Genomic DNA, 23,387 nt, shown 5'->3' on the forward strand with positions numbered 1-23,387 from the left:
GTGGCCTTCCAGCCGAGGATCTTCTCCAGGTCCATGTGCACGCCCAGGGCGAACTGGTCGGTGTAGCGCCCGGTCTTGTCGTCGTCATAGCCGCCGTCGAGGTTGGCCGCCGCCTCGCCGACATACTCCAGCTTGAAGTCGTAGCCCTTCTCCAGTAGCTCGGTGCGCTTGCCGCCCCAGTCGCCGAGCATCCATTTCGAGTTCGGCGAGAACGCCTCGGCGGCGTGCGCCGCGTTGCACAGCAGGGAGGCGGACAGCAGGCTGCCCGCCACGGGGCGCAGGGCCGGACGGAGAAGATGGGATTTCACGCGAACGCTTCCTCGTTGCGAATGGTCGACTGGTCGCATGCAGCGACCGCTCTACTCCCTCGATACCCTTGCCAGGAACAAGGGTATATGAAGAGGGCTCATGATCTGAGCCAAGCAGAACAATGGTTAATTTGCGAATGATAAGGACTTTGCGGGCAAAGCTGAAACGTTTCAGGCTGGAAAACACTGTTACGTAAACGACAACGAAGCCAAGCCCTGGCGCTCTCGCTCCGGACGACCGAGGCGCAGAGCGGCTACGGTGAAGATCGCGGAGCGCGGAAACAACCTGATACCCATGAGCGCGCTTCACGTTGTTTCCGATAGCGAAACAATCCTCCGCTCAGAGTTCGTCGCGTAGATAGGACCAGGGGTAGATACCGCGCTCGTGACCATCGTCGAACAACAACTGCACGCCGTAGCCCTGCAGGCGGATATCGCGCAGGCGCACGCCCTGCTCCGCCGCGTCGATCCGTCCGCGCAGGCGCTGCGCCCGGCATTGCGCACAGGGACAGGCGGCGCGCAAGCGGGCATGGTCGATCCGGCTGACCGCACCGTCCGCCCATTCGAGAATCAGCCAGCCGTCCCTGGCGGCATTGCGCAGGCGCAGCGGCGGCTGGGTCATGCCGGCACCCGCAGTTGCGCCAGGGCGATGCGCACCGCCTTGCGCACCTCGGGATCGCCGTCGCCTTCGGCGACCCGCAAGGCCTGGGCCGAGGCCGGGTCCGCCAGTTCGCCGAGGGCCAGGGCGGCCTCCTTGCGCAGGTTGCCGATGGGATGGCCGAGCAATGCTTCCAGCGCCTCCCGCGCCGGGCGGTGGCGCAAGCGCCCGAGCGCCCGCGCGGCGCGCAGGCGGACCTGCCAGTAGTCGTCCGCCAGGGCCTTCAGCAGCGGCTCGCCGGCCTCCTCCCGGCCCAGCTTGCCAAGGGTCGTCGCCGCCTCTTCGCGAACCTGCCATTGAGCGTCCGCCAGCGCCGCGCAGAGCGCCGGCAGCACCGCCGCCTCGCGGCTCAGGCCGAGGGCGCCGGTGGCCGCCCGGCGCACCTCCGGGTCGGCGTCGGCGCTGGCCAGCCTGGCCAGTTCGGCCAGGGCCGGCTGGTGGCGGAGCCAGCCGAGCACCGCCACCGCCTCGCGGCGCACCGCCGCCTGCGGGTCGCCGAGGGCGGCCAGGGCCGGTGCGGCGCTTTCCTCCAGGCGCAGTTCGCGCAACGCACGCAATACGCTGGCACGGACGAAGGCATCGGCATGCTCGAGCCACGGCAGCAGGCGCCGCCCGGCGGCCGGTTCCTTGAGTTCGCCAAGGCTCTGCGCGGCGGCCTCGGCCACCGCCGGCAGCGGATCGGCCAGCGCCGCGCAGAGCGCATCGACCACTGCGTCTTCCTCCCAGGCCTCCAGCAGGCGCGCGGCCTCGCCGCGCACGCCGGGGTCGGGATCGCCGCGCAGGGCCGCAACCAGCAACGGCAGCGCCTCCGGCAGCTCCAGGTCGGCCAGTTCGATCAGCGCCAGGCGACGCACGCCGGGATCGGCGTCCTCCAGGCGCGGCGACAGTTCGAGGATTTCGGGCAGTGTGGCGTTTTCACAGGTCATATGGCGATCCGCAGTCGGTCCGGGGTAATGCCCGGCGGCAGGCCGAGCAGGGTCAGGCGCGGCCACTGGCGGCCGTCGTCGTGGTCGAGCAGTTCCAGGCAGTGGCGCTTCAGGCGCACGAAGTCGGCGCTGGTCACCAGCCGGGCGTCGCGAGGGCGCGGGAAATCCAGCGCCAGGCTGGCCAGGATTGCACGCAGTCGCATGGGGATTCCCCTCGAATCAGGGTCATGGGAATCGTCTCCGCCACCCGGACGGTGGTGGGAAACGGGGGTGTTTCAGGGTGGCGTCCGGGAGTGGGCCGGATGGCGGGTTGTGCCTCGCTTGCCGGGAGGGGGCGTCAGCGCAGCAGGTAGGGAATCTCCACCTTCACCGCGCCGGTCGGGCAGTCCTTTTCGCAAGGCATGCAGTACCAGCACTCGTCGTAGGCCATGTAGGCCTTGCGGGTCGTCGGATCGATGGCCAGCAGGTCCATCGGGCAGACCTCGACGCAGACGGTGCAGCCCTTGTCGGCGATACAGCGGTCTTCGTCGATGGTCACCGGGGCGCTGCTGCGGAAGAAGATGTCCTGGGGTCGGTAGGCCATGGCACGCGGTCCTCGTGGTTCGATCTGGCCCGCTTTCGTGGCGGCGGGCTCGGTGTCTAGCGGTACTACGCCGGGGCGCGGGGCCCTAGGCGGCGTCGTTCCTCAGCCGCAGGCGCTGGTAGGCCTGCTGTTCGCCCTCGTCGATGGCGAACAGGTAGGGTTCGACCGGTTTCCTGAAGCTGGCCATGCGCCCCTGTTCGTCCTTCTTCAGGTGCGCGTGGCAGAACCAGGCTTCGTCGTCGCGCCGCGGATAGTCCACCCGATGGTGGTACAGGCCCCAGCGGCTCTCGGTGCGGAACAGCGAGGCGCGCGCGGCCATCTCCGCGCAGTCGCGGATCGCGCTGACCTCCAGGGCGCGCATCAGCTCGTGGGGGTTGTCCGCCTTGATCCGCTCCAGGTCCTCGGCGATGGCCTGGATGCGTTGCAGGCCCAATTCCATCTTGCGGGTCACCTTGGGCGGTTGCAGGTAGTCGTTGACCAGCCGGCGCAGCTTGTACTCCACCTGCGCCGCCGGCAGGCCATGCTCGCGCAGCAGTGGCGCCTCGATCCGCGCACGCTCGCGCTCGACCTGGGCGCGGTCGACCGCGCTGAAGGCGCGCCCGGCGACGTATTCGGCGGCGTTGCGCCCGGCGAACCAGCCATAGGTGAAGGCGCCGAGCATGTAGTTGTGCGGCACCGCGGCCATGTCGCCGGCGGCGTAGAGGCCCTTCACGCTGGTCTCGGCCTTCTCGTTGACCCACACGCCGGAGGCCGAGTGGCCGGAGCAGAAGCCGATCTCGGAAATGTGCATCTCGACCATCTGCTGGCGGTAGTCGGTGCCGCGCCCGGCGTGGAACTGCCCGCGACTGGGGCGTTCGTTGCCATGGAGGATGTCCTCGATGGTCTGGATGGTTTCCTCCGCCAGGTGGTCGAGCTTGAGGAACACCGGGCCGTTGCCGCCTTCGAGTTCCTGGTGGAACTCCCACATCATCTGCCCGCTCCAGTAGTCGCATTCGATGAAGCGTTCACCCCTGGCGTTGGCGGTATAGCCACCCAGCGGGCCGGTGACGTAGGCACAGGCCGGACCGTTGTAGTCCTTGATCAACGGGTTGATCTGGAAGCATTCCAGGTTGGCCAGCTCGGCGCCGGCATGATAGGCCATGGCGTAGCCGTCGCCGGCGTTGGTCGGGTTCTCGTAGGTACCCATCAGGTAGCCCGAGGACGGCAGGCCCAGGCGGCCCGCCGCGCCACAGCAGAGGATCACCGCCTTGGCGCGGATCACATGGAAGTCGCCGCTGCGGCAGTCGAAACCGAGTACGCCGTTCACCGCACCCTCGGCATCGGTGAGCAGGCGGGTGCAGACCAGGCGGTTGGCGATGGGGATCCGCGCACGCTTGAGCTGGCGGTAGAGCACCTTCTTGATGTCGTGCCCTTCCGGCATCGGCAGCACGTAGGCGCCCATGTGGTGGACCTTCTTCACCGCATAGTCGCCGGTCTCGTCCTTTTCGAACCTGACGCCCCAGCGATCCAGTTGCCGCAGGGTCTCGAAGCTGTGGCTGGCATAGGCGTAGACCGCCGCCTGGTTGACGATGCCGTCGTTGGCCACGGTGATTTCCCGGGTGTACTGCTCGGCCGTGGCGTGGCCGGGGACGATGGCGTTGTTCAGCCCGTCCATGCCCATGCTGATGGCGCCGCTGCGCTTGACGTTGGCCTTGTCCACCAGCAGCACGCGCAGTTCGCGGTCGTGTTCCTTGGCCTTGATCGCCGCCATCGGCCCGGCGGTGCCGCCGCCGATCACCACGATGTCGTATTCCTGCTCCAGGGTGTTCATGCCCGCTCTCCCTTCTGCCGATCGATGCGCAGGCGATACTGGAAAGCGTCGCCGCGGTAGTAGAGGTATTCGAAGTCCAGCGGCGCGCCGTCGGCGGCATGGGTCAGGCGCTCGATGCGCATGATCGGCGCGCCCTCCTCGACCGCCAGGGCGCGGGTCAGGTCGGCATCGGCGAGCACCGCGTCGATGGCCAGGTCGGCATGGCCGAGGGGAATGCCGCAATCGTTCTCGAGGATCAGGAAGATGTCGCGGGTCACCAGGTCGGCCTTCTCCAGGCGCTCGCCGAGCGCCTGCGGCAGGTAGGTGACTTCCAGCGAAACCGGCTCGCGGTTGACCAGCCGCACCCGCTTGATCTCGCACACAGGGCTGCCCTCTTCCACCCGCAGGCGCTCGGCCACCTGCGCGCCGGCCGGCACGTAGCGCAGGCCGTGCAGGCGGTTGATGACCTCGTAGCCCATCTGCGTCATGGACTCGCCCAGGCCTTGCAGGGTGCTGACGTTCTGGAACGCCTTCGGCCGAGCGACGAAGGTGCCCTTGCCGTGGATCTTGAAGATCAGCCCTTCCTTCTGCAGGTCGCCGAGCGCCTGGCGCACGGTGATGCGGCTGACGTCGAAGGCCTTGCCCAGCTCGTTCTCCGAAGGCATGCGGCTGAGCGGCGGGTAGACGCCGTCGAGGATGCGCCCGCGCAGCAGCTCCTTGAGCTGGCTGTACAGCGGCACGGGAGAAAGCGGGAGCAGTTTGCCCATGGTCGGATTCGCTCGTCGGAGTGGCTCGGACACTTGTTATAACAAGTTATGCTGTGATGGTAAACGCCATGAACGATCAAGCGGAAATACCGAAAACGCATATGGATAGGCCACCGCCCCGTGCGTGGTTCTCGCCGGCCAAAGGGCCGGCCCGCGGCGCGGACCGGCCCGCCCCCTCAGCGCAGCGGCCGCCAGAGGGTGAAGGCTACCGGCGGCGTCCAGCCGCTGTTGGAGGTGTGCGCCTGCAGGCAGAGATAGCGCAGCCCCTCGTAGGTCACCCCATCGTCGACCCGGTAGGCCTGGTTCTCCCGCCACTGCGGGAATTGCGGATCCACCGCCCCGCCGCTGGTGCTGACCTCCAGGCCTTCGCTGGGCAGCGACTGGTTGCCCTGGGTATCGGTGGCGGTGACGAAATAGCTGTAGCGGGTGTCCGCCGTCAGGCCGCTGTCGGTGGAACCCAGCGCGGCGCTCTGGCCAACCATGGCGCCGTCGCGATAGAGGCTGTAGTAATCGATCGGACGCTGCCCGCTGGAGGCGTTCCAGGCCAGCACCAGGCTGGTCTCGCCGCGCTCCAGCAGACGCAGGCCCTGCGGCGCCGCCGGGCGCTGGTCGCCGCCCTCGCCGTCATGGATCAGGCTGGCGTAGCGCTTGCGGAACTCCCAGTTGTAGCGCTCGCCGCGCTTGTTCAGGCCATCGTCCCAGTTCACCGACCAGGTCATCAGGCCCTTGATCGCATGACCGGCGGCCTCCAGGCGGCGAAACGCATTGCTCACCGCGGCGGGATCGATCACGTAGCCGGTGGCCGCCGCATCGACGTTGCTCGGCAGGCCGATGGCCAGGCGCTGCGCCGGGATCCGCACGAAGTCGCGGCTGCCGGTGGCCAGGCTCTCGGTGAGGTAGTAGAGGAAGTCTTCTTTCATCGCGTCGTTGTTCTGCGCGATCCAGGCGCCCTTGCCGCCGTTCGCCTCCTGGACCCACAGGCCGTCGCCGCCCTGGTTGTAGTACTGCGGCGCGATGAAATCGTAGACGCCTTCCAGGGCCTGCAGATAAGGCACGTACTTGCCGTTCTTGTGCAGATAGGGGAACTCCGGGGCCATGCTGACGATGAAGTGCTTGCCCTGCCCGGCGTAGTGCTCGCGCACCAGCTTGAGGGCCGCCGGCAGCACCCGCTGGTTGTCGGCCAGGTCGATGGCGCTCTGCTCGAGGTCGATGTCCAGGCCGTCGAAACCGTAGGTTTCCACCAGGCGGACGATCTCGGCGGCCAGCGCCTGCTCCTGCCCGGCGTGCAGCTCGATGTGCGCGTCGGCGCCCCCCAGCGAGATCAGCACCGCGCGGCCCTGGGCGTTGAGCACGCCGACCTGGCGGCGAAACTCCGCGTCGGACAGGTTGTATGGCTGGAAGGTCGGGATGCCGCGCCCTTTCATGAAGGCCACGGCGACCACGTTGTACTCGCTCGGCACGTCTTCCAGCGCGATGTTGGCGAACGAGCCCTGCTGGTAGCCGTCGGCGGCGCCGGCCGGCCAGTTGTGCCAGAAGCCCATGAGAATCTTCTTGCCGGCGATGCTCGGCATGGCCGCCGCGGCATCTTCGCGGGCCTGGTGCAACTGGGAAAAGTCGATCCTGATCATTTACCGCTCCTCGGATGAAGGTAGGAAATGCATCCGGAGGGGCTGTCCGACGAACCGCCGCCGTGGCCGCCGCGAACGCCTCGAAACACAGGCGCGAACGTCTACCGCAGGGCATTCCGGCGTTTGTCGCGATCAGGGCGGGGGCATGGTTGCAGAGACGGCGGAAGGCTTCACCTACCACAATTGGCAGAGTCGCGGCGGCGATGCTCCGCGCCGGGTTCAACCGGCTTCGCTGAGTTCGGCGACCACCACTCCGGGAAGGTCTTTCAGCAGTGCCGGGGACAGCAGCAGCTTGGTCTCGCGGACCCCGGCGCCCATCACCACCAACGGCCGTTCGAAGACCGCCGCGTCGACCAGCAGCGGCATGCCTTCGCGCAAGCCGAACGCGGTGATGCCGCCGAACTGCATGCCGGTCAGCTCGGTGGCGACCTCGCGGGCGGCGAAGGACAGCCGGCGGGCCCCGAGCAGCGCCTTGACCGCGCCGTTCACGTCGAGCCGCCGCGAGCCCAGGTTGACCACCGCGGCATAGCCTTCGGCGCCGTCGCGCTTGTAACGCAGGACCAGGGTATTGGCGCAGTCCTCCAGGCCAAAGCCGTAGCGTGCGCTGAACGCCGCGGTGTCGGAATGCTCGTCGGCGACGCGGAACACCACCAGCTCGGCGGAAGGCAGGCCGCGCGCGACCTGGTCCGGCAGGTGGCGGTGGTAGTCGGCCGGGGCGACGGCGTCGAGCCGGTGGCGTTGGGTGTATTCGCGCAGAACCATGGGCAACCTCGAATGAAGACGGACGGCACCGGCCCCTGCCGCCAGGCGGGCGGCAGGGGCCGGCGGTTCAGGTTGCCAGGTTCGCCGGCACGCCGCCAGGCACATCGGCCGCCAGGCGCTGCCGCAGGATCGCGCAGACCTCCTCCGCCGCCGTCACCACCAGGCCGTGACCGCCGGCCAGGGTCTCCAGCTCGTAGCGGCTGGCGTGCCGCCGCCAGCCGTCGATGGCCGCCCTGGAGACGCCCGGGTCCTGCTCGCCGAGGATCGCGGTGATCGGTATGGCCAACGGCTCGCGCGGCCGGTAGCGATAGTCGGCGGCCAGGCGCGAATCGGCGCGCAGGGTAGCCAGGCTGATCTCGCGCAGCTCCGGGTCGTCGAGCACTTCCAGCGGCAGCACGTCGTACTCGCGCAGGGTTCGCAGCAACTCGGCGTCGCCCATCGCATGGAAGCGCGGGTATTCCAGGTCCGGCCCCGGAGCGCGGCTGCTGATCACGAACAACTGCCTGGCGCGCAGGCCGTGCAGGCTTTCCAGGCGTGCCGCCAGTTCGTAGGCGAGCATGCCGCCGAGGCTGGCGCCGACCAGGGCGAACGGACGGTCGAGCAATGGCAGGAGCGCGTCGTCGATGGCACAGAGCATGGCCTCTACATCGGTGACGAATGGCTCGTCCTGGCGTTCCTGGCGCCCCGGATACTGGATCGCCAGCAGCTCCACGTCCGCCGGCAGGCGCGCGTCCCAACCGCGGAAAGTGCCGGCGTTGCCGCCCGCGGGCGGCAGCGCGATCAGGCGCAGGCGCGGCTGCGCGCTCCCGCTGCGCTGCAACCACAGGGCCCGGGCGCGCTCGGTGGCGGGCGGCAACGGCGGCGCGTCGGCGGCATGGCAGCGGCGCACCACTTCGCGGGCATCCGGATCGCCCTGCAACAGCCCCAGGCTCAGTTGCCTGCCGGTCAGCCGGCGCAATTCGGCGATCGCCTGCACGCCCAGCAGCGAATGCCCGCCGGCGCTGGCGAAGCCCTGGTCGGCCGCCAGCGGCCGGCCGAGCACCCGGGACAACACCTTGAGCACCCGCCGCAGCTCCACGCTGTCCTCGGACTGGACCGCCGCGGGCGGCTGCGCCGGGTCCTCGAGCAGCGCCAGCAACGCCTCGCGGTAGGCGTCGGCCAATGCCTCGGCGCGCTCGGCGGGGAAACGTCCGGCGGCGTACTGGAAGCCCACCTCGAGGCGTTCGCCGGCCACCTCGAAGTCCACCGCCAGCGGCACGTCGACGTCCACCACCACCTGGTCGAGGATGCCGCCGTGCCTTACTCCCGCCGTCGGCGCGGCGTCGTCCTGGTGGAAATCGACGAAGTTGAACAGGCTGTCCAGGCGCAACTCGCGGTTGCGCCTGCGAATCGCCGCCAGCGGATGGCGCCGATGCTCCAGGCTCGCGCGCTCGTAGTCGAATGCGCGACGGGCGCTGTCGAGCAGATCGACGGAAGCCGACAGCCGGCACGGCAGGGTATTCAGGAACAGGCCGAGCAGGCGGTCCGCTCCCGGCTCCTCGGGGCGCCCGTGGCTGACGAAGCCGCTGACCACTTCGTCGGCATCGCTGAAGCGGCACAACGCCCGGCCATGCGCCGCCAGCAGCAACGAACGCAAGGGCAGGCCGCTGCGTTCGGCCAGGGCGCGCAAGCGCGGCAGGCTGTCGGCCGGCACGTCCACGCGGACCGCCGCCATCCGCCGGGGCCCCTCCTCCGCCAGGCCGGGCAACGGCCGGTAACGGGCGCCGGCCAGGTAGTCGAGCCAGAACAGCGCCGAGGCGGCGTTGGCCTCGGCCTCGCGCTCCAGCGCCACGTAGTCGCGGAAACCTACCGCCGGCGCTTCCGCTTCCCGCGCGACGACACCGGCGAGGAGGTCGGCGTAGACCGCCAGCAGCTCGTCCACCAGGCTTTGCAGGCTCCAGCCGTCCAGCACGCTATGGTGTTCGGCGACGCCCAGGGCGAAGCGCCACTCGTCCAGCGCCAGCGCGGCGAGGCGCACCAGCGGTGGGCGGCTCCAGTCGAACGGGGTGGCCTGCTCTTCCTCGATCCAGGCACGCAGGCGCAGGCGCCGGGCTTCCTCATCGAGGCCGCGCAGGTCGTGCACCGGCACTTCGGCGGCGACCGCCGTGGCCGGGTGGACCCATTGCAAGGGCGCCTGGCCGCCGTGCAGGTCGAAGCCGGTACGCAGGATCGCGTGGCGGCCGATCAGGATCGCCCAGGCGCGCGCCAGCAACTCGCTGTCCAGGCGTCCATGCACCTCGTGCAGGACGACGTTGTGCAACAGCCGTGGATCGCCGCTGGCCTCGCTTTGCAGGAGCATGCCCTGTTGCAGGCTGGTCATCGGATAGGCGTCGTCGAGCCCCTCCGGCAGGCGCTTGCGTTCCGCCGCCGACAACAGGGCGAACGGCTCCAGCGTCTGCGGCGCCGAGGTCCCGAGCGCATCCGCCGGGCTCGCCGGAGCGGCCAGCAGGCGCGCCAGTTCGCGGATGCTCTGGTGGTTGAACACGTCGCGCAGGGTAAAGGCAAGCCCGGCCTGGCGCGCCATGACCTGCATCTGGATCAGGCGGATGGAGTCGCCGCCGACCTGGAAGAAATTGTCGCTGACGCCGATCGCCGGGCGTTTCAGCACGCTCTTCCAGATCTCCAGGAGGGCCGCCTCGGTGGCATTGGCCGGCGCTTCCAGGGGCTGCGCGGCCGCCTCGGCGGCCAGCGCCGCCAACAGCGCGCGACGGTCGAGCTTGCCTTCGGCGGTCAGCGGCAGGCGTTCGACCCGGGCGATCCGGCTCGGCAGCATGTAGGCCGGTAGGCGCGCCTCGAGGAAGCCGCGCAGGGCCTGCTCGCTCAGCTCGCCGCCGAGGGCCGCGGCGGGGCGCGGCGCGAGCGCACGCCAGTCGATGCGCTCGGCCAGCGACTCGGCATAGCCCGGGCGCACCGCGTAGCAGTTGTAACGGTCGGTACCCTCCAGCAGCGCGTCCTGACGGATGCTCACCTCGAAGCCATGGCGGCGCAGCAGGTCGCTCAAGGCATCGGCGCGGCCGGCGGTGGCACCGTCGCGCTTGTCATGGACCTCCAGGACGATCTGCCGGACCTTGGCCAGCGCCGCGTCGTCGAGACCGAGCAGCACATCCATTTCCGCGCGCTGCACGTCGATCTTCAGCAGGTCGATACGCTCCAGGCCCAGTTCGCCGATCACCTGGTCGAGGCGGCGCAGGCGGCAGCGGTGGGCTTCGGCGCGCAGGCGGTCGTCGAGGATTTCGTCGATGTTGTCCAGCAGCAGGTTGGCCCCGCCCTCCTCGCCCTGGTTGCTCAGGTAGCGTCGGATGACGTCGCGTTCGCCGCTGGCGTCGGCGTACTCGGCGATCCCGGAGAAGGTCGAGTAGCCCGGATAGTAGGTGAAGGTCTCCTCGCGCTCGGCGTCGGACAGGCCGATGCCGAATACCTCGACCTGCGGTGCGTAGCGTCCGAGGTTGGCCTCCAGGCGCCGGCGGATCGGCGCCAGCGGCTCGAAGGCGACCACTCGCGCGCGCGGCGCGCGGCTGGCGATGTACAACGAGAACAGGCCGATGTTGGCACCGACGTCGAGGACCACCGCGTCCGGCGGCAGGACGATGCCGTCGCGGCTGTAGACCTCGTCGACGAAGATTTCCTGGTAGACGTACTCGGTTTCGTTGAGGTTCAGTCCGGCGACCCGGTGCCCGCTGGGCAGGTCGACTTCCAGCCAGGACTCGTCCGCGGTCTCCCCGGCGGCGGTGACGAAGGCGACGATCCGGCGATCCGCGCCCGGTTCGGCCGCATCGGCCTCGTCGGTGAGTACCGCCGCCTCGCCCACTGCCGGGTGTTCCAGCAACGCACTGCGGATCTCGCCCAGTTCGATGCGGTAGCCGTTGATCTTCACCTGTTCGTCGATCCGCCCGAGGAACTCCAGGCAACCGTCGGCGCGCCAGCGCACCAGGTCGCCGCTGCGGTACAGGCGGCCGCTGCCCGGCCAGCCCTCCTCGAGGAAGCGCCCGGCCGCCTCGCCGGCGTCGCCGGCATAGCCGCGCGCCACCCCGGCGCCGCCGATCCACAGTTCGCCGCTGGCGCCACGGGTCTTGCGACGACCGAGGCCATCGACCACATGCAGGTCGACGTTGGCCAGGGCGCGGCCGATGGTCGGCCGCGCATGCTCGGCGACCCGCGCCAGGCTGGCGTTCACCGTGGCTTCGGTAGGACCGTAGAGATTGAACACCTGGCAGCGGCGCCAGCCGGCGGCGACCTCCCAGGACGCTTCGTCGAAGCGCTCGCCCCCTACCAGGATGCGCCCGGGCAGCGCCGGATGGGCATCGTCGAGGCCGGCCTGGAGCAGCAGGCGGAACAGCGACGGGGTGCAATCGAGCACGTCGATGCGCCGTTCTTCGAGGAACCCCAGCATCCGCTGCGGATCGCTGCGCACCTCCTGCGGCACCGGGACCAGGCAATGGCCGGAGAGCAGTTGGAGAATCTGCTTGATCGAGGAATCGAAGGAGAACGGCGCGTTGACCGTCACCCGCAGGCCCTCGCCCACCACGTTCGCGTATACCGTGCGCGCCAGGGCCTGGGACAGGTTGAGCGCGCTGGCGTGCTCGACCACCACGCCTTTGGGCTGGCCGCTGGTGCCCGAGGTGAAGATCATGTAGGCCGCATCGCGCCCGCCCGGCGCCGGCAGGCTCATGCCGCTGCCGGCAAGCGGCAGCGTCGACAGGTCCAGGCAGGCCCCGGCGAAGGCCTCGCGGGCGCGCCCGGCGCACTCGGCATCGGCAAGGGCGAAGACGATCCCGCCCGCTTCGCGCATCCGCTCCACCCGCGCCGCCGGAAACTCCGGATTGACCGGGGTGTACACCGCCGCCGCGCGCATCACCCCGAGCAGGGCGACGATCGCCTCGCGGTTGCGCCCGGTCATCACCGCCACCGCCTGGCCGGGCCGCACGCCGGCAGCCAGCAGCGCTTCGGCGACCGCTTCGCTGCGCGCGCGCAGCGTGGCGAAATCCAGGCTGCCGTGGGCATCCAGCAACGCCGGCGCCTGCGGCTGCAGGGCGGCGCGCAGATCGAACGCGGCCACCAGGGATTCCACCGGCGCGGGCTCCACGCGCTCGCCCTGCCACGCCTGGTAGCGCTCGCGCTCGGCCGCGCCGATCAACGGCAGCCCGGCCAGTGGCAGTTGCCTGTCGGCGGCGATGCTTTCCAGGCATTCGACCCAGGCGTCGAGCAAGCGCCCGGCCAGCGTTCCGTCATGGTCGCGGCGGACCCGCAGGCTGGCCAGCCGGCCTTCGCCGTGGGGCAGCACCTGCAACTCGAGGAACCCGCCCAGCAGCGGCTGCCGGCAATCCAGCTCGGCCACCCCGGCGCCATCCAGTTCGCCCGCCAGCCAGGCGAAGCCCAACTCGGCGAGCGGCCAGTCGGGGGCAAAGGGATCGCGCAGGGCCGCCGCCTCCTCCTGGGCGAGGATCGCCGCCTGGAGGGCGTCGAGCCGCTCGCCGACGCTGCCCGCGCGGACATTCTCCAGGCACAGCGGCGCGACCCCGGCGAACGGTCCGGCCAGCTCGGCGAACTCGTTGAACAGGCGCCCCGAGACCAGTCGCGCCATTTCCAGCGGCAGTCCCTCGTCGCCCTGGAACTGCCCGGCGACCTGGGTCCAGGCCAGCAGGGCGGCCGCCTCCGGCAAGCCGTTGGCGGCCAGGCGTTCGAGCAGCGCGCGCGGCAGCAGGCGCCGCGCCGTCCACTCGCCTTCGCCCAGGTCGTCCGCCAGCGCCAGCGGATTCTCCGCCGCAGCGGCCGCCTGCTCGCGCCAGTAGCCGCTGGCGCTTTCGCCGTCTTCGCCGGCCAGCGCATCGTTGGCCCATTCGGAGAAATGCTGGAACAGCAGCGCCTCGGCCCCCTCGTCCGCGCTCGCCGGGCCGGCCTGCCCCAGGCCGCGGCGCAGCAGCGCCGCCAGGCTGGCCGCATCGACGACGAACGCCGGCGCCGCCAGCAACAGCCCCTGGAGCGTCTCTCCGGCGGCGTCCAGCAGCAGGCCGAGCGCCAGCACCGGCTGGCCTTCCCCGCCCAGGGGCGCAGCGGCGAGACGTGCGCTTTCGCGCGCGAAGCGCCCGGCCCAGTCGCCGTCTCCCGGCAGGCGCTCGACCAGCAGATCGGCCGCGCGTCCATCCAGTACCTGCACCGGCAGGCTCATGCCCGGCATCGTCCGGTAAGCCACGCGCAGTTGCGCCTCGCCGTCCAGCGCCCGGCGCAGCCGCTCCAGCGTCGCCGCGGGATCGGCCGGGGCGTGCAGGCGCACGCCGACAACGGCATTTTCCGGCCGCTCGGCATGACGGCGCCAGGCGCGGGTCTGCAAGGGGGACAGCGGGAATCCTTCGAGCGCTTCGCTCGCGGCCGGTTGCACAGCGGATTGCAGGTCTTCTGACGCACTCATGGCTATCCCTCGCACGGGTTCAGGGTTGGTGGACATGCAGGTCGGTCATCGCCACCAGCACCTTGCGCTCGCCGGTGTACGGCTCGCGGCCGTGGACGCTGATGAAGTTGTCGAGCATCAGGACATCGCCGCGCTCCCAGGCGAACGCGCGGGTTTCCTCGCGGTAGGCGGCGCGGATGGTGTCCAGCACCTCCGCCTCGATCGGGCTGCCGTCGCCGTAGTAGGCGTTGCGCGGCAGGCCCTGTTCGCCGACCTCGTCGAGCAAGGCCCGGGCCAGGGCCGGCGGCATGTTGGAGACATGGAACATGTGCGCGTGGTTGAACCACAGCGGCTCGCCGCTGAGCGGGTGGCGCACCATCGCCTGGCGCACCTGGCGGGTATTCAGGCGCTGGTCGTCGAGCCAGGTCCATTGGGTACCGGTCTGCCGGCAGTAGGCCTCGACCTCGGCGCGGCTGTCGGTCTGGAAGCCTTCCTGCCAGGTCAGGTCGATCTCCGGCCCGTAGTTGCGCACGTAGCACACCCCATGGCGGAGGAAGCGCTGCCTGATCGCCTCGGGTATCCGGGCGCTGACCCGGCGCTCGTCGGCCAGGGGCGTGCGGCCCTGGGTGGCGGGCGGCGTCTGGCAGTAGAAGTGGATGTAGCTCGGCCAGTTGTGCGAGTAGGACATTTCGTGGTGCGGCGGAATCCAGCCATCCGGCGAGAACTCGGTGGAAGTGAACACCCGGTGCGCCACTTCCTGGCGCGCCGCCGCGCGCTCCAGGTAGTCGAGCATGTTCGGCGAAAAGCCTTGCACGGCCTGGGAGAAGCCCTCCGCGCCGTCCACCGCGAAGCCACGGAACAGGATGCCGCCATGCCGCAGCAGGCTGTCGCGCAGCCCTGCGCCGGCGGCGGCGATCCATTGCCGCAGGTCCATGCCCGGCTGGCGCGCACGGACGATGCGCAGGTAGCCGTTGGCCGGGTCGAGCAGGCTCTCCTCCACCAGGTCGCCGGCCGAGAGCTGCCGGGGGCGCAGGCGCGGCGCGCTGAACGAGGCGCTCATGCGGCACCTCCGAGCGCCAGGCGCGAAGGTGTCGGCGGGACATCGGCGGAGGCCAGGCCGGAATACGGCGTGGACATGATGGTGAGGATCCGGCGCGGCCCGCGGAACGGCTCGCGGCCGTGCTGGGCGAGCATGTTGTCAAGGATCAGCACGTCGCCCACGCGCCAGTCGAAGCGCCGCGTCTCGCGGTCTATGGCGCTGCGGATGGTCGCCAGGGTCTGCGCCTCGATCGGGCTGCCATCGCCGTAGTAGGTCTGGTACGGCAGGTCTTCCTCGGCGACGCTGCGCAACAGCGCATCGCGCAGGCCCGGCTCGAGACTGCTGGCATGGAAGAACATGCCGTGGTTGAACCACAGGCGCTCGCCGGTATGCGGGTGGCGCTGGAACGCCGCGCGCCTCTGCCAGGTGCGCAGGTGCTCGTCGCCGATCCAGGCATGGGCGATCCGGTGCTCAGCGCAGAACGCCTCGACCTCGGCGCGGCTGTCGGTCTGGAACGCTTCGCGCCAGGACAGGCCGAGGCCAGCGCGGTAGTTGCGCACGTAGAGGATGCCCAGGCGCTCGAAGCGCTCCAGCAATTCGTCCGGCAGGTGGCGGAGCACCAACCGGTTGGCCGCCACCGGGGTGGCGCCGCCTTCGAGCGGCGCCACCTGGCAATGGAACATGATGTACAGCGGCCAGTCGGCGGTATAGGACTGCTCGTTATGCAGGAAGATCGGCTGGTCCAGCGGATGCTCGGTGGAGGTGTAGACCTCGCCGCTGACCTGGCTACGCGGCGAGGAACGCTCCTTGTAGTCGAGCAGTTGCGGAGCGAAGGCGGCGGCGGCTGCGCGGAAGCGCTCTGCCGAGTCGACCTCGAAGCCTCTCAGCAACAGGCCGCCAGCCAGATTCAGGTCGTCGTGCAGGGACTGGCCCTGCTCGCGGATCCAGTCGGCCAGGGACAGGCCGGGAGCCTGTGCCTCGATCAGCAGCGGCAGGCCGTCGCGCTCCGCCGCCGGGCGCCGCACCAGCGCCTCGCTGCTGCGCGGGGTGAGATTGCGCGGCCGGGCGAAGCCGCGACCGGTGAGACTGGGAGCTGTTCGTTCCATCGCTGTTCTCCGTGGGGGACTCGAGTCGTCAGGAAGCGTTGCAGCCCTCCGGCGACATGCGTTTCGAGGTAGGTTCGCCGGCGTTCGCCAGCAGGCGCCGCTCCCAGGCCTGGTGCAGGCGCTCGATGCGGTGCAGGTCGAAGATCGCGCTGGCCCCGGTCCAGACCGCCAGCCAGCCCTGCGGCTGGTCTTCCAGCCAGAGCGTCAGGTCCAGGCGCGCGCCGGGCACCGGGATGAAGTCGGCTTCGACGCGCACCCCGGCATCCACCGCCGGGGCCGCCCGACCGTTGTGCGCGCCGCAGGCGATGCGGATCGGCAGGCCGCTGGCGCCGCGCTGGCGCAGGGCCTGGGTCACGCATTCGAGGGGCACGTCCTGGTGTTCGAGCAGTTCCAGCAGGTCATGGCCGACCTGGCGCAGGCGCCACTCCGCGGACTGCCCCGGACGCAGGCCGACCGCCAGCGGCAGGAGGTTGACGAAGCAGCCGACCAGCCCCTGCATTTCCAGGCGCGAACGCCCGGCCAGGGCCACGCCGACGAGCAGGTCGTCGACGCCCAGTTCGGCGCCGAGCACTTCGGCGAAGGCTTGCAGCGCAGCGCTGAACGGGCTTACCGAGGCGCGTTCGGCCAGCGTCCGGCAGGCGGCATGGGCGGCGGCGGAAACCGGCAGGGCAAGGCGCTGGCCGGCGCGCCCGCCGCGCTCCTCCCGGCGCGCCGCCGCGGCGCCGGGAGCCTTCGCCAGCGGCAACAGACGCTCCGCCCAGCGCTCGGCGATGCGCTCCAGGCGGCCCGAGGCCAACGCCGCGCGCTCACGGGCGGCGACCTGTTCCGGCGTGCTGGCGAGCGCGGCCAGGGGGCCGCCATCGAGCAGCGCCTTCAGCTCCGCGGCGAAGACCGCCAGCGACACATCGTCGAAGGCGTAGTGATGGACGCTGAGCAGGAGGTCGGCGCGCGCGCTGTCGCGGGTGACGACCAGCAGCAGGCGCGCCGGCGCCTCATGGGCGAGGTCGAAGACTCGCGCGCCCTCACGGCGCACGCCATCCTCCAGCAGCCGCTCGGCGTGGGCGGCGTCGCTCGCCAGCAGGCGTTGCAGCGGCACCGCATGCGCCGCCAGCGCATGCGGCTGCGGCCCGTCGACGCCCGTTTCGACACGCCGGCGCAGCGCCACATGCCGCTCCAGCAACTGGCGCAAGGCCTGTTCGATGGCGTCGGCCGTGGCGCCGACTATGCGCAGGTGGGCCAGCAGGTTGTAGGAGGTGTCCTCCGGCGCCAGTTGCTGGGCCACCCACAGGCGCCGTTCGGCGAGGCTCAGCCCGGCGGCGCCGGCGCTCGGCTCCGGCTCGTCGCCCTCGGGCGCGGCCTGGCGCAGCAATTCCAGCAGGGCCTCGGGGGTCGCCGGGCCACCGGCGAACGCCTGCAACGGTACGCGGCGGGACAGTCGCTGGCGCAGCGTCGCGAGCAGGTGCACCGCCCGCAGGGAATCGCCGCCGGCGGCGTAGAAACCCTGCCCGGCGCGCGGCGGCGCGCCAAGCTGCGCCTGCCAGGCCTGGTGCAGCGCCTGTTCCAGCGGATCGCCGGGCAGCGCCTGCGGCTCGGCGTCGGTCGCCTGGGGACGCGGCAGGGCCTTGCGGTCGATCTTGCCGTTGAGCGTCTTGGGCAGCTCCGTCAGGACCACGAACGCCGACGGCAACATGTAGTGCGGCAGGCTTTGCCCAAGGTGCTCGTTCAGCGCCTGGAGCGGCGGGGCGAACGGCGCCGCCAGGTAGCCGACCAGCCGACGCAGGCCGGCGCTGTCCTCGGTGAGCATGGCGCAGGCTTCGCTCACCCCGGGAAAACTCGCCAGGCACGAGGCGATCTCGCCCAGCTCGATGCGGAAGCCGTTGAACTTGACCTGGTCGTCGAGCCGGCCGAGGTGTTCCAGCACGCCGTCCTCGCGCATGCGTACGCGGTCGCCGGTGCGATAGCGGCGCTCGCCGCTGCCCGGATCGACGCGGAAACGCTCGGCGGTCTGCTCCGGCTTGCCGAAATAGCCACGCGCCAGGCCGATGCCGCCGAGGTACAGCTCCCCGGCCACACCCAGCGGCAGCGGCGCCTCGAAGCCGTCGAGCACCTCCACCGTGGTACCGGGCAGCGGTCGGCCGATGGGCGGCTCGTCGAGCGCTTCGGCGTGCAGGTCCAGTTCGTGCACCGTCGAATAGGTGGTGTCCTCGGTCGGCCCGTAGAGATTGACCAGGCGCCGTACCTGGGGTTGGCCACGAATCTGTCGCACCAGGTGGCCGCGCAGCGGTTCGCCGGCCAGGTTCAGCGTGCGCACTCCGCCCGGCAGGTCGCCGAGGGCGAGCAGCGCGGCGCACACCGAGGGCACGGTATTGAGCAGGCTGATCTCGTCGCGGCGCGGGTAGTCCGGCAGGCTGAACAGGTTTTCCACCAGGTGCAGCGTGCCGCCTTCGGCCAGGGTGCCGAACAGCTCGTAGACCGACAGGTCGAAGCACACCGAGGTCGCCGCCAGCACCCCGCTCCATTCTTCGGCGGCGTAGTGCTGGCCGGCCCAGCGCAGGAAGGCATGGGCACTGCCGTGCTCGATGGCGACGCCCTTGGGGCGTCCGGTGGATCCGGAGGTATAGATGATGTAGGCGAGGTGCTCGGCGCCGACCTCGCTCGCGGGCAGCGCCAGGTCGTTCGCCTGGTCGCCGCCCTCCTCCAGCGCCAGGCATGGCCGGCCCAGCGCGGCGACCCGCTCGCGGGTGCTCGCGTCGACCAGCACCAGCAGGCAGTCGGCGTCGTCGAGCATGTAGGCCACCCGTTCCTCTGGGTAGGCCGGGTCCAGCGGGACGTAGCAACCGCCGGCGCGGAGCACGCCGAGCAGGCCGACCAGCAGGCCGCTGTCGCGCCGCAGGCAGACCCCGACCCGCTGCTCCGGAGCCACCCCGGCGGCGCGCAGGCGCGCGGCGAGCGCGGCGCTTTCGCGCTCCAGCTCGGCATAGCTGAGGCTGCGGTCGGCGGCGTGCACGGCGATGCGCTGCGGCGTGCGCCGCGCCTGGGCCTCGAACAGATGGTGGAGTACGCCGCGCGGCGGCGCGGCCTGGGGCTCGCTGCGCAGGGCCTGCAAACGGCGCTCCTCGTCGGCGTCCAGCCAGGGCAGCCGGCCGACGCAGGCCTGGGCGTCGACCAGGCCGCGCGCCAGGCGCGCGAGATGGCCGGCGATGCGCCGCAATCCGTCGTACTGGGGATCGCGCAGAGCCAGCCCGACGCTGCCGTCCGCCGCCAGCACCAGGGCCAGCCAGCCGGGGCTGCTCGCCGTCGGCCGCGCCGCCAGCACCTGGACCGCGCAGCGCCCGGCCAGGGCGGCGCGCTCCTGGCCCTCGGCGGAGAGCTGCCGCCGGGCATCGTCGAGTTCTTCCGCCAGCCGCGCGCTACGTTCGGCGGACGACTCCAGCGCCCGGTAGGCGGAACGTAGCAGCGCGGGCGCCTGCCGCCCGCGCACCGTGATCGGCTCGGGAAAACCCAGGGTGATCTCTTCGTTGCCGTAGCGTCCCAGCAGTACCAGGAACGCCGCCAGCCAGTGCGCCGCCGGGAACGCTTGCGCGGCCGCCTCCGGCTCGAACCATTGCCAGGCGCAATGCGGGTCGCGCAAGGCGATCCGCCCCGGCAGTTCCAACCCCAGCGGGGCGCCTTGCAGGTAGCGTCGCTCCTGCGCAACCTCCGGGCGCGCTGCGCGTCCCGCGGTCAGCGCCTTGCCCGACGAAAAGCTGCGTAACGGTAAGCCATGTCGCTCCTGCATCGCTCTCCCCCTTCCGAGGCTGGGCACCGAGCGAAAAACTCTTCACGAAATGGCGACGAGTTACGAGCTAATACAACTGATAGGGTGGTGACAGGTCAGGCCGAATGATTTTCCGCCAGGATCGGGTACAGCGACGCGACCAACAGCAGCGCCATCCCTACGTTGAACACCCGCAGCCAGCGCGGATCGCGCAGCACGTTGCGCAGCATGCTGCCGAAACCGGCCCAGATTCCGATGGTCGGCGCGTTGATCAGGGCGAAGACCGTCGAGATCACCACCACGTTGGTGAAGTAGCCCTGCAACGGGGTGTAGGTGCTGATGGCGCCGACCGCCATCACCCAGGCCTTCGGGTTGACCCACTGGAACGCCGCCGCGCCCCAGTAGCTCAACGGCTTGCCACGTCCCTCCGGGTCGTTGCCGGCCGGGCCGGAGGTGGCGATCTTCCAGGCCAGGTACAGCAGGTAGGCCGCGCCGACATAGCGCAGGATGGTGTACAGCACCGGGTAGGCCTCGAACACCGTGCCCAGGCCGAAACCCACCGCCATCACCATGATGAAGAAGCCGCAACTGATCCCGAGGATGTGCGGGATGGAGCGAACGAAACCGAAGTTGACCCCCGAGGCCAGCAACATGGTGTTGTTCGGACCGGGCGTGACGGAGGTGACGAAGGCGAACAGGGAGAACGCCAGCAGCAGATCCACGGAGAGCGACATTCGTTCCATCCTTTGAAGTGGGTGCGGGCAAGACGTTACTCCGCTTTGCCGCCGCGCCAGCGCAACAGTTGCCGAGAAAGTTGCCGTAACACTCCACCCGTCCGCCGCCCTAGCGTTGCACTCCCCAGCGCTTCACCGTGAGGCGCTCGATGCTGCCGAACACCAGGTTCTCCACCAGCAGGCCGATCAGCACCACCACCGCCAGGCCGGCGAATACCTTGTCGGTATACAGCTCGTTGCGGTTCTGGAAAATGTACCAGCCGAGCCCGCCCTTGCCGCTGCTCGCGCCGAACACCAGTTCCGCGGCGATCAGCGTGCGCCAGGCGAAGGCCCAGCCGATCTTCAGCCCGGCGAGGATCGACGGCAGCGCCGCCGGCACCAGGATCAGCAGGACGAAGCGCAGGCCGCGCAGGCCGTAGTTGCGCCCGGCCATGCGCAGGGTCTCCGAGACACCGAGGAAACCGGCATAGGTGTTCAGCGCCAGCGCCCAGAGCACCGAATGCACCAGCACGAAGATCAGGCTGTTCTGGCCCAGGCCGAACCAGAGCAGCGCCAGCGGCAGCAGCGCGATCGCCGGCAGCGGGTTGAACATCGCTGTGAGGGTGCCGAGCAGGTCGCGGCCCAACTGCGTGGAGACCGCCAGGCTGGTCAGAACGAAGGCCAGGACGATCCCCAGCAGGTAGCCCTTGAACAGCACCAGCAGGGAGATCCCCGCCTTGGCCGGCAGTTCGCCGCTGGCCAGGCCCTCGCCGAGGGCCCTGGCCGTCTGCAGGAAGCCTGGCAGCAGCAGGTCGTTGCCCTGGACCCGCGCCGCCAGCTCCCAGGCCAGCGCCAGCAGCGCCAGGATCAGCCCCTTGCGCAGCCAGCCCTGTTGCCAGAGACGCTGGCCCAGGGGCAGGCGCCGCTCCAGGGGGACCTCCAGCAGGGGTTCGAGCTGGATTTCGTATTCTTCGCGGACGCGCGTGACTCGACTCATCGATCGGTTCCTCTGCTCAGTGGGCCAGCCGGATATCGGCGAAGTCGAGCGTCTCGGCCGCCGTCGGTTCGCCGCCCTCGTCGAACAGCAAGCGGTGGATGCGTCGCGCCGCGGCTTGCAGCGCTTCGCCGCCCAGGCTGTGCAGCCCGAACGGGTGGCCGTGCACTTCGGCCCGGACCCGCCCCGGGTGCGGCGACAGCAGCAGGATGCGGTTGCCCACCACCAACGCCTCCTCAATGGAATGGGTGACGAACAGCAGGGTGAAACGCACCTCTTCCCACAGGCGCAGCAGCTCTTCCTGCATCTTTCGCCGGGTCAGCGCGTCCAGCGCGGCGAACGGCTCATCCATCAGCAGGATCTTCGGCTGCATCGCCAGCGCCCGGGCGATCGCCACCCGCGCCTTCATGCCCCCGGACAGCGTGTGCGGGTAGGCCTCGGCGAAGCCCGCCAGGCCGACCTTCTCGAGGCATTCGTCGGCGCGTCGCTCGGCCTCGTCGCGCGCCACCTGGCCGGACACCCGCAAGGGAAACAGCACGTTCTGCCGTACGGTCTTCCATGGCGGCAACTGGTCGAACTCCTGGAACACCACGATACGGTCGGGGCCGGGCGCCCTGACCGCCTGTCCCTGAAGGCGGATCTCGCCCTCGCTGGGCGTGATGAAGCCAGCCACCGCCTTGAGCAGGGTCGACTTGCCGCAGCCGGACGGGCCGAGCAGGACGAAGCGATCGGCGGGGTCGACTTCGAAGCTGACCCGCTGGGTGGCCCGCACCACGCGCGAGCGGGTGCGGTATTCGAGGCTGACTCCGTCCACCGCCAGCAGGGCGTCGGCGGGGAGCGTGGAAGGTTGGCGGGAGGCGGCGTTCATCGGCGTCTCAACTCCCCTGCAACGGCGCGCCGTCCTGGAAGAAATAGTCCTGCCAGGAGGCCGGCTTGTTGCGGATCGCACCGACCCGGTAGAGGAACTCCGCCAGCGGATAGGTGTTCTTCGGCGTGACGCTGAACTCCACCTGCGGATTGGCGATGATCTTCAGCAGCGCGGCGCGATCGATCTTCGCCCCGGTCACCCGGATATAGGTGTCGGCGGCCGCCGCCTTGTCGTTCTGGGCGAAGGCCGCCGCTTCCTTCAGCGCCTCGACGAAGGCCCGGTAGGTCTTCGGGTTGTCCTGGCGGAACTTCTCCGTGGCGAACAGCACGGTCGGCGAATTCGGCCCCAACAGCTCGTAGCTGTCGAGCACCACGTGGACCTTCGGGTTGGCCAGCGCCTGGTCCTGGAACGGCGGGTTGGAGAAATGCCCGGTCAGCTCGGTGCCGCCGGCCACCAGCGCGGCGGTGGCGTCCGGGTGCGGCAGCGCCACGGTGTACTTGTCGAGGCGGTCGAACTGCTTGTCGCCCCACTGCTTCGCCGCGGCGTACTGGAGGAAGCGCGACTGCACCGAAACCCCCACCGCCGGCACGGCGATGCGATCCCCGGCGCCGAAGTCGGCGATGCTCCTGACCCGCGGGTCGTTGCTCAGCAGGTAGTAGGGGAAGTTGCCCAGCGAGGCCACCGCCTTGACGTTCTGGCGCCCGCGGGTACGGTCCCAGATGGTCAGCAGCGGACCGACGCCGGCACCGGCGATATCGATCGCCCCGGACAGCAGCGCATCGTTGACCGCCGCGCCGCCGGACAGTTGGGTCCAGTCGACCTTGATTTGCAGGCCCTCGGCCTGGCCGTGCTTTTCGATCAGGCGCTGGTCGCGGACCACGTTGAGCAGCAGGTAGACGATGCCGAACTGCTCGGCGATGCGGATCTCGCCCTCGGCCTGCGCCGGCCGGCTGGCCAGCAGCGTGGTGGCGAGGCTCAGGCCCAGGCCGAGCGCGGCGACCAGGCGGGTGAAACGGGGAATGCGGTTCATGGAAACGCTCCTGGCGAAAAGGGGGAAGCGCGCGC

15 protein-coding genes and 2 pseudogenes are annotated in these 23,387 nt (G+C 70.3%); all 17 read right to left on the reverse strand.

The features are described 5' to 3' along the window. Window positions 1-308, reverse strand: a pseudogene (locus AC4OR5_RS25335) (porin); the annotation flags it as partial. A 340-nt stretch (window positions 309-648) separates the two neighbouring features. Then, entirely contained in the window at window positions 649-930 is a 282-nt protein-coding gene (locus AC4OR5_RS25340; RefSeq protein ID WP_003117826.1) for a DUF971 domain-containing protein, read from the reverse strand. Then, window positions 927-1,892, reverse strand: a complete 966-nt coding sequence (locus AC4OR5_RS25345; protein ID WP_024947886.1) for a HEAT repeat domain-containing protein — start codon at window positions 1,890-1,892, stop codon at window positions 927-929. Before AC4OR5_RS25345 ends, AC4OR5_RS25340 begins: the two co-directional genes overlap by 4 nt. After that, window positions 1,889-2,080, reverse strand: a pseudogene (locus AC4OR5_RS25350) (ABC transporter ATP-binding protein); the annotation flags it as partial. The gene AC4OR5_RS25345 and the pseudogene AC4OR5_RS25350, both read right to left, overlap by 4 nt. Before the next feature lie 149 nt (window positions 2,081-2,229). After that, window positions 2,230-2,475, reverse strand: coding sequence for a 4Fe-4S dicluster domain-containing protein (locus tag AC4OR5_RS25355; RefSeq protein ID WP_003089354.1), 246 nt, complete (start codon window positions 2,473-2,475; stop codon window positions 2,230-2,232). An 85-nt stretch (window positions 2,476-2,560) separates the two neighbouring features. After that, complete coding sequence (locus tag AC4OR5_RS25360; RefSeq protein ID WP_003139390.1) at window positions 2,561-4,285, reverse strand: fumarate reductase/succinate dehydrogenase flavoprotein subunit; 1,725 nt, start codon at window positions 4,283-4,285, stop codon at window positions 2,561-2,563. After that, entirely contained in the window at window positions 4,282-5,031 is a 750-nt protein-coding gene (locus tag AC4OR5_RS25365; RefSeq protein WP_003089358.1) for a GntR family transcriptional regulator, read from the reverse strand. Before AC4OR5_RS25365 ends, AC4OR5_RS25360 begins: the two co-directional genes overlap by 4 nt. A 176-nt stretch (window positions 5,032-5,207) precedes the next feature. Further along, window positions 5,208-6,659, reverse strand: a complete 1,452-nt coding sequence (locus AC4OR5_RS25370; protein ID WP_003089363.1) for a carbohydrate-binding protein — start codon at window positions 6,657-6,659, stop codon at window positions 5,208-5,210. Window positions 6,660-6,878: 219 nt separating this feature from the next. Then, window positions 6,879-7,421 (reverse strand): YbaK/EbsC family protein, encoded by a 543-nt coding sequence (locus AC4OR5_RS25375; RefSeq protein WP_058159994.1) that lies wholly within the window; start codon window positions 7,419-7,421, stop codon window positions 6,879-6,881. 67 nt (window positions 7,422-7,488) lie between these two features. Continuing rightward, entirely contained in the window at window positions 7,489-13,866 is a 6,378-nt protein-coding gene (locus AC4OR5_RS25380; RefSeq protein ID WP_058159993.1) for a non-ribosomal peptide synthetase, read from the reverse strand. A gap of 19 nt (window positions 13,867-13,885) precedes the next feature. After that, complete coding sequence (locus tag AC4OR5_RS25385; protein WP_003089370.1) at window positions 13,886-14,905, reverse strand: TauD/TfdA family dioxygenase; 1,020 nt, start codon at window positions 14,903-14,905, stop codon at window positions 13,886-13,888. Continuing rightward, window positions 14,902-15,990, reverse strand: coding sequence for a TauD/TfdA family dioxygenase (locus AC4OR5_RS25390; protein WP_003089373.1), 1,089 nt, complete (start codon window positions 15,988-15,990; stop codon window positions 14,902-14,904). The genes AC4OR5_RS25385 and AC4OR5_RS25390 overlap by 4 nt, the downstream gene beginning before the upstream one ends. A 28-nt stretch (window positions 15,991-16,018) precedes the next feature. Next, window positions 16,019-19,768 (reverse strand): non-ribosomal peptide synthetase, encoded by a 3,750-nt coding sequence (locus AC4OR5_RS25395; protein WP_058159992.1) that lies wholly within the window; start codon window positions 19,766-19,768, stop codon window positions 16,019-16,021. Window positions 19,769-19,863: 95 nt separating this feature from the next. Continuing rightward, complete coding sequence (locus tag AC4OR5_RS25400; protein WP_003089383.1) at window positions 19,864-20,481, reverse strand: LysE family translocator; 618 nt, start codon at window positions 20,479-20,481, stop codon at window positions 19,864-19,866. A gap of 109 nt (window positions 20,482-20,590) precedes the next feature. Continuing rightward, on the reverse strand, window positions 20,591-21,457 hold the full coding sequence (locus tag AC4OR5_RS25405) for an ABC transporter permease (protein WP_003089385.1): 867 nt from the start codon (window positions 21,455-21,457) through the stop codon (window positions 20,591-20,593). Window positions 21,458-21,473: 16 nt separating this feature from the next. Beyond that, a complete protein-coding gene (locus tag AC4OR5_RS25410; protein WP_003089387.1) occupies window positions 21,474-22,322 on the reverse strand; it encodes an ABC transporter ATP-binding protein in 849 nt (282 codons plus the stop codon). A gap of 7 nt (window positions 22,323-22,329) precedes the next feature. Continuing rightward, the gene (locus AC4OR5_RS25415) at window positions 22,330-23,352 is read right to left on the reverse strand and encodes an ABC transporter substrate-binding protein (RefSeq protein ID WP_003089389.1); all 1,023 of its coding nucleotides are present in this window, start codon (window positions 23,350-23,352) and stop codon (window positions 22,330-22,332) included. Window positions 23,353-23,387 lie beyond the last annotated feature (35 nt).

The sequence above is a fragment of the Pseudomonas sp. YA1 genome (assembly GCF_058680555.1).

What these genes read in the sequence shown, in the direction of transcription:
- AC4OR5_RS25360 (WP_003139390.1), bottom strand. Translation starts at nt 4,285, where the DNA reads ATGAACACCCTGGAGCAGGAATACGACATCGTGGTGATCGGCGGCGGC.
- AC4OR5_RS25415 (WP_003089389.1), bottom strand. Translation starts at nt 23,352, where the DNA reads ATGAACCGCATTCCCCGTTTCACCCGCCTGGTCGCCGCGCTCGGCCTG.
- AC4OR5_RS25380 (WP_058159993.1), bottom strand. Translation starts at nt 13,866, where the DNA reads ATGAGTGCGTCAGAAGACCTGCAATCCGCTGTGCAACCGGCCGCGAGC.
- AC4OR5_RS25385 (WP_003089370.1), bottom strand. Translation starts at nt 14,905, where the DNA reads ATGAGCGCCTCGTTCAGCGCGCCGCGCCTGCGCCCCCGGCAGCTCTCG.
- AC4OR5_RS25400 (WP_003089383.1), bottom strand. Translation starts at nt 20,481, where the DNA reads ATGTCGCTCTCCGTGGATCTGCTGCTGGCGTTCTCCCTGTTCGCCTTC.
- AC4OR5_RS25390 (WP_003089373.1), bottom strand. Translation starts at nt 15,990, where the DNA reads ATGGAACGAACAGCTCCCAGTCTCACCGGTCGCGGCTTCGCCCGGCCG.
- AC4OR5_RS25395 (WP_058159992.1), bottom strand. Translation starts at nt 19,768, where the DNA reads ATGCAGGAGCGACATGGCTTACCGTTACGCAGCTTTTCGTCGGGCAAG.
- AC4OR5_RS25370 (WP_003089363.1), bottom strand. Translation starts at nt 6,659, where the DNA reads ATGATCAGGATCGACTTTTCCCAGTTGCACCAGGCCCGCGAAGATGCC.
- AC4OR5_RS25375 (WP_058159994.1), bottom strand. Translation starts at nt 7,421, where the DNA reads ATGGTTCTGCGCGAATACACCCAACGCCACCGGCTCGACGCCGTCGCC.
- AC4OR5_RS25365 (WP_003089358.1), bottom strand. Translation starts at nt 5,031, where the DNA reads ATGGGCAAACTGCTCCCGCTTTCTCCCGTGCCGCTGTACAGCCAGCTC.
- AC4OR5_RS25405 (WP_003089385.1), bottom strand. Translation starts at nt 21,457, where the DNA reads ATGAGTCGAGTCACGCGCGTCCGCGAAGAATACGAAATCCAGCTCGAA.
- AC4OR5_RS25345 (WP_024947886.1), bottom strand. Translation starts at nt 1,892, where the DNA reads ATGACCTGTGAAAACGCCACACTGCCCGAAATCCTCGAACTGTCGCCG.
- AC4OR5_RS25355 (WP_003089354.1), bottom strand. Translation starts at nt 2,475, where the DNA reads ATGGCCTACCGACCCCAGGACATCTTCTTCCGCAGCAGCGCCCCGGTG.
- AC4OR5_RS25410 (WP_003089387.1), bottom strand. Translation starts at nt 22,322, where the DNA reads ATGAACGCCGCCTCCCGCCAACCTTCCACGCTCCCCGCCGACGCCCTG.
- AC4OR5_RS25340 (WP_003117826.1), bottom strand. Translation starts at nt 930, where the DNA reads ATGACCCAGCCGCCGCTGCGCCTGCGCAATGCCGCCAGGGACGGCTGG.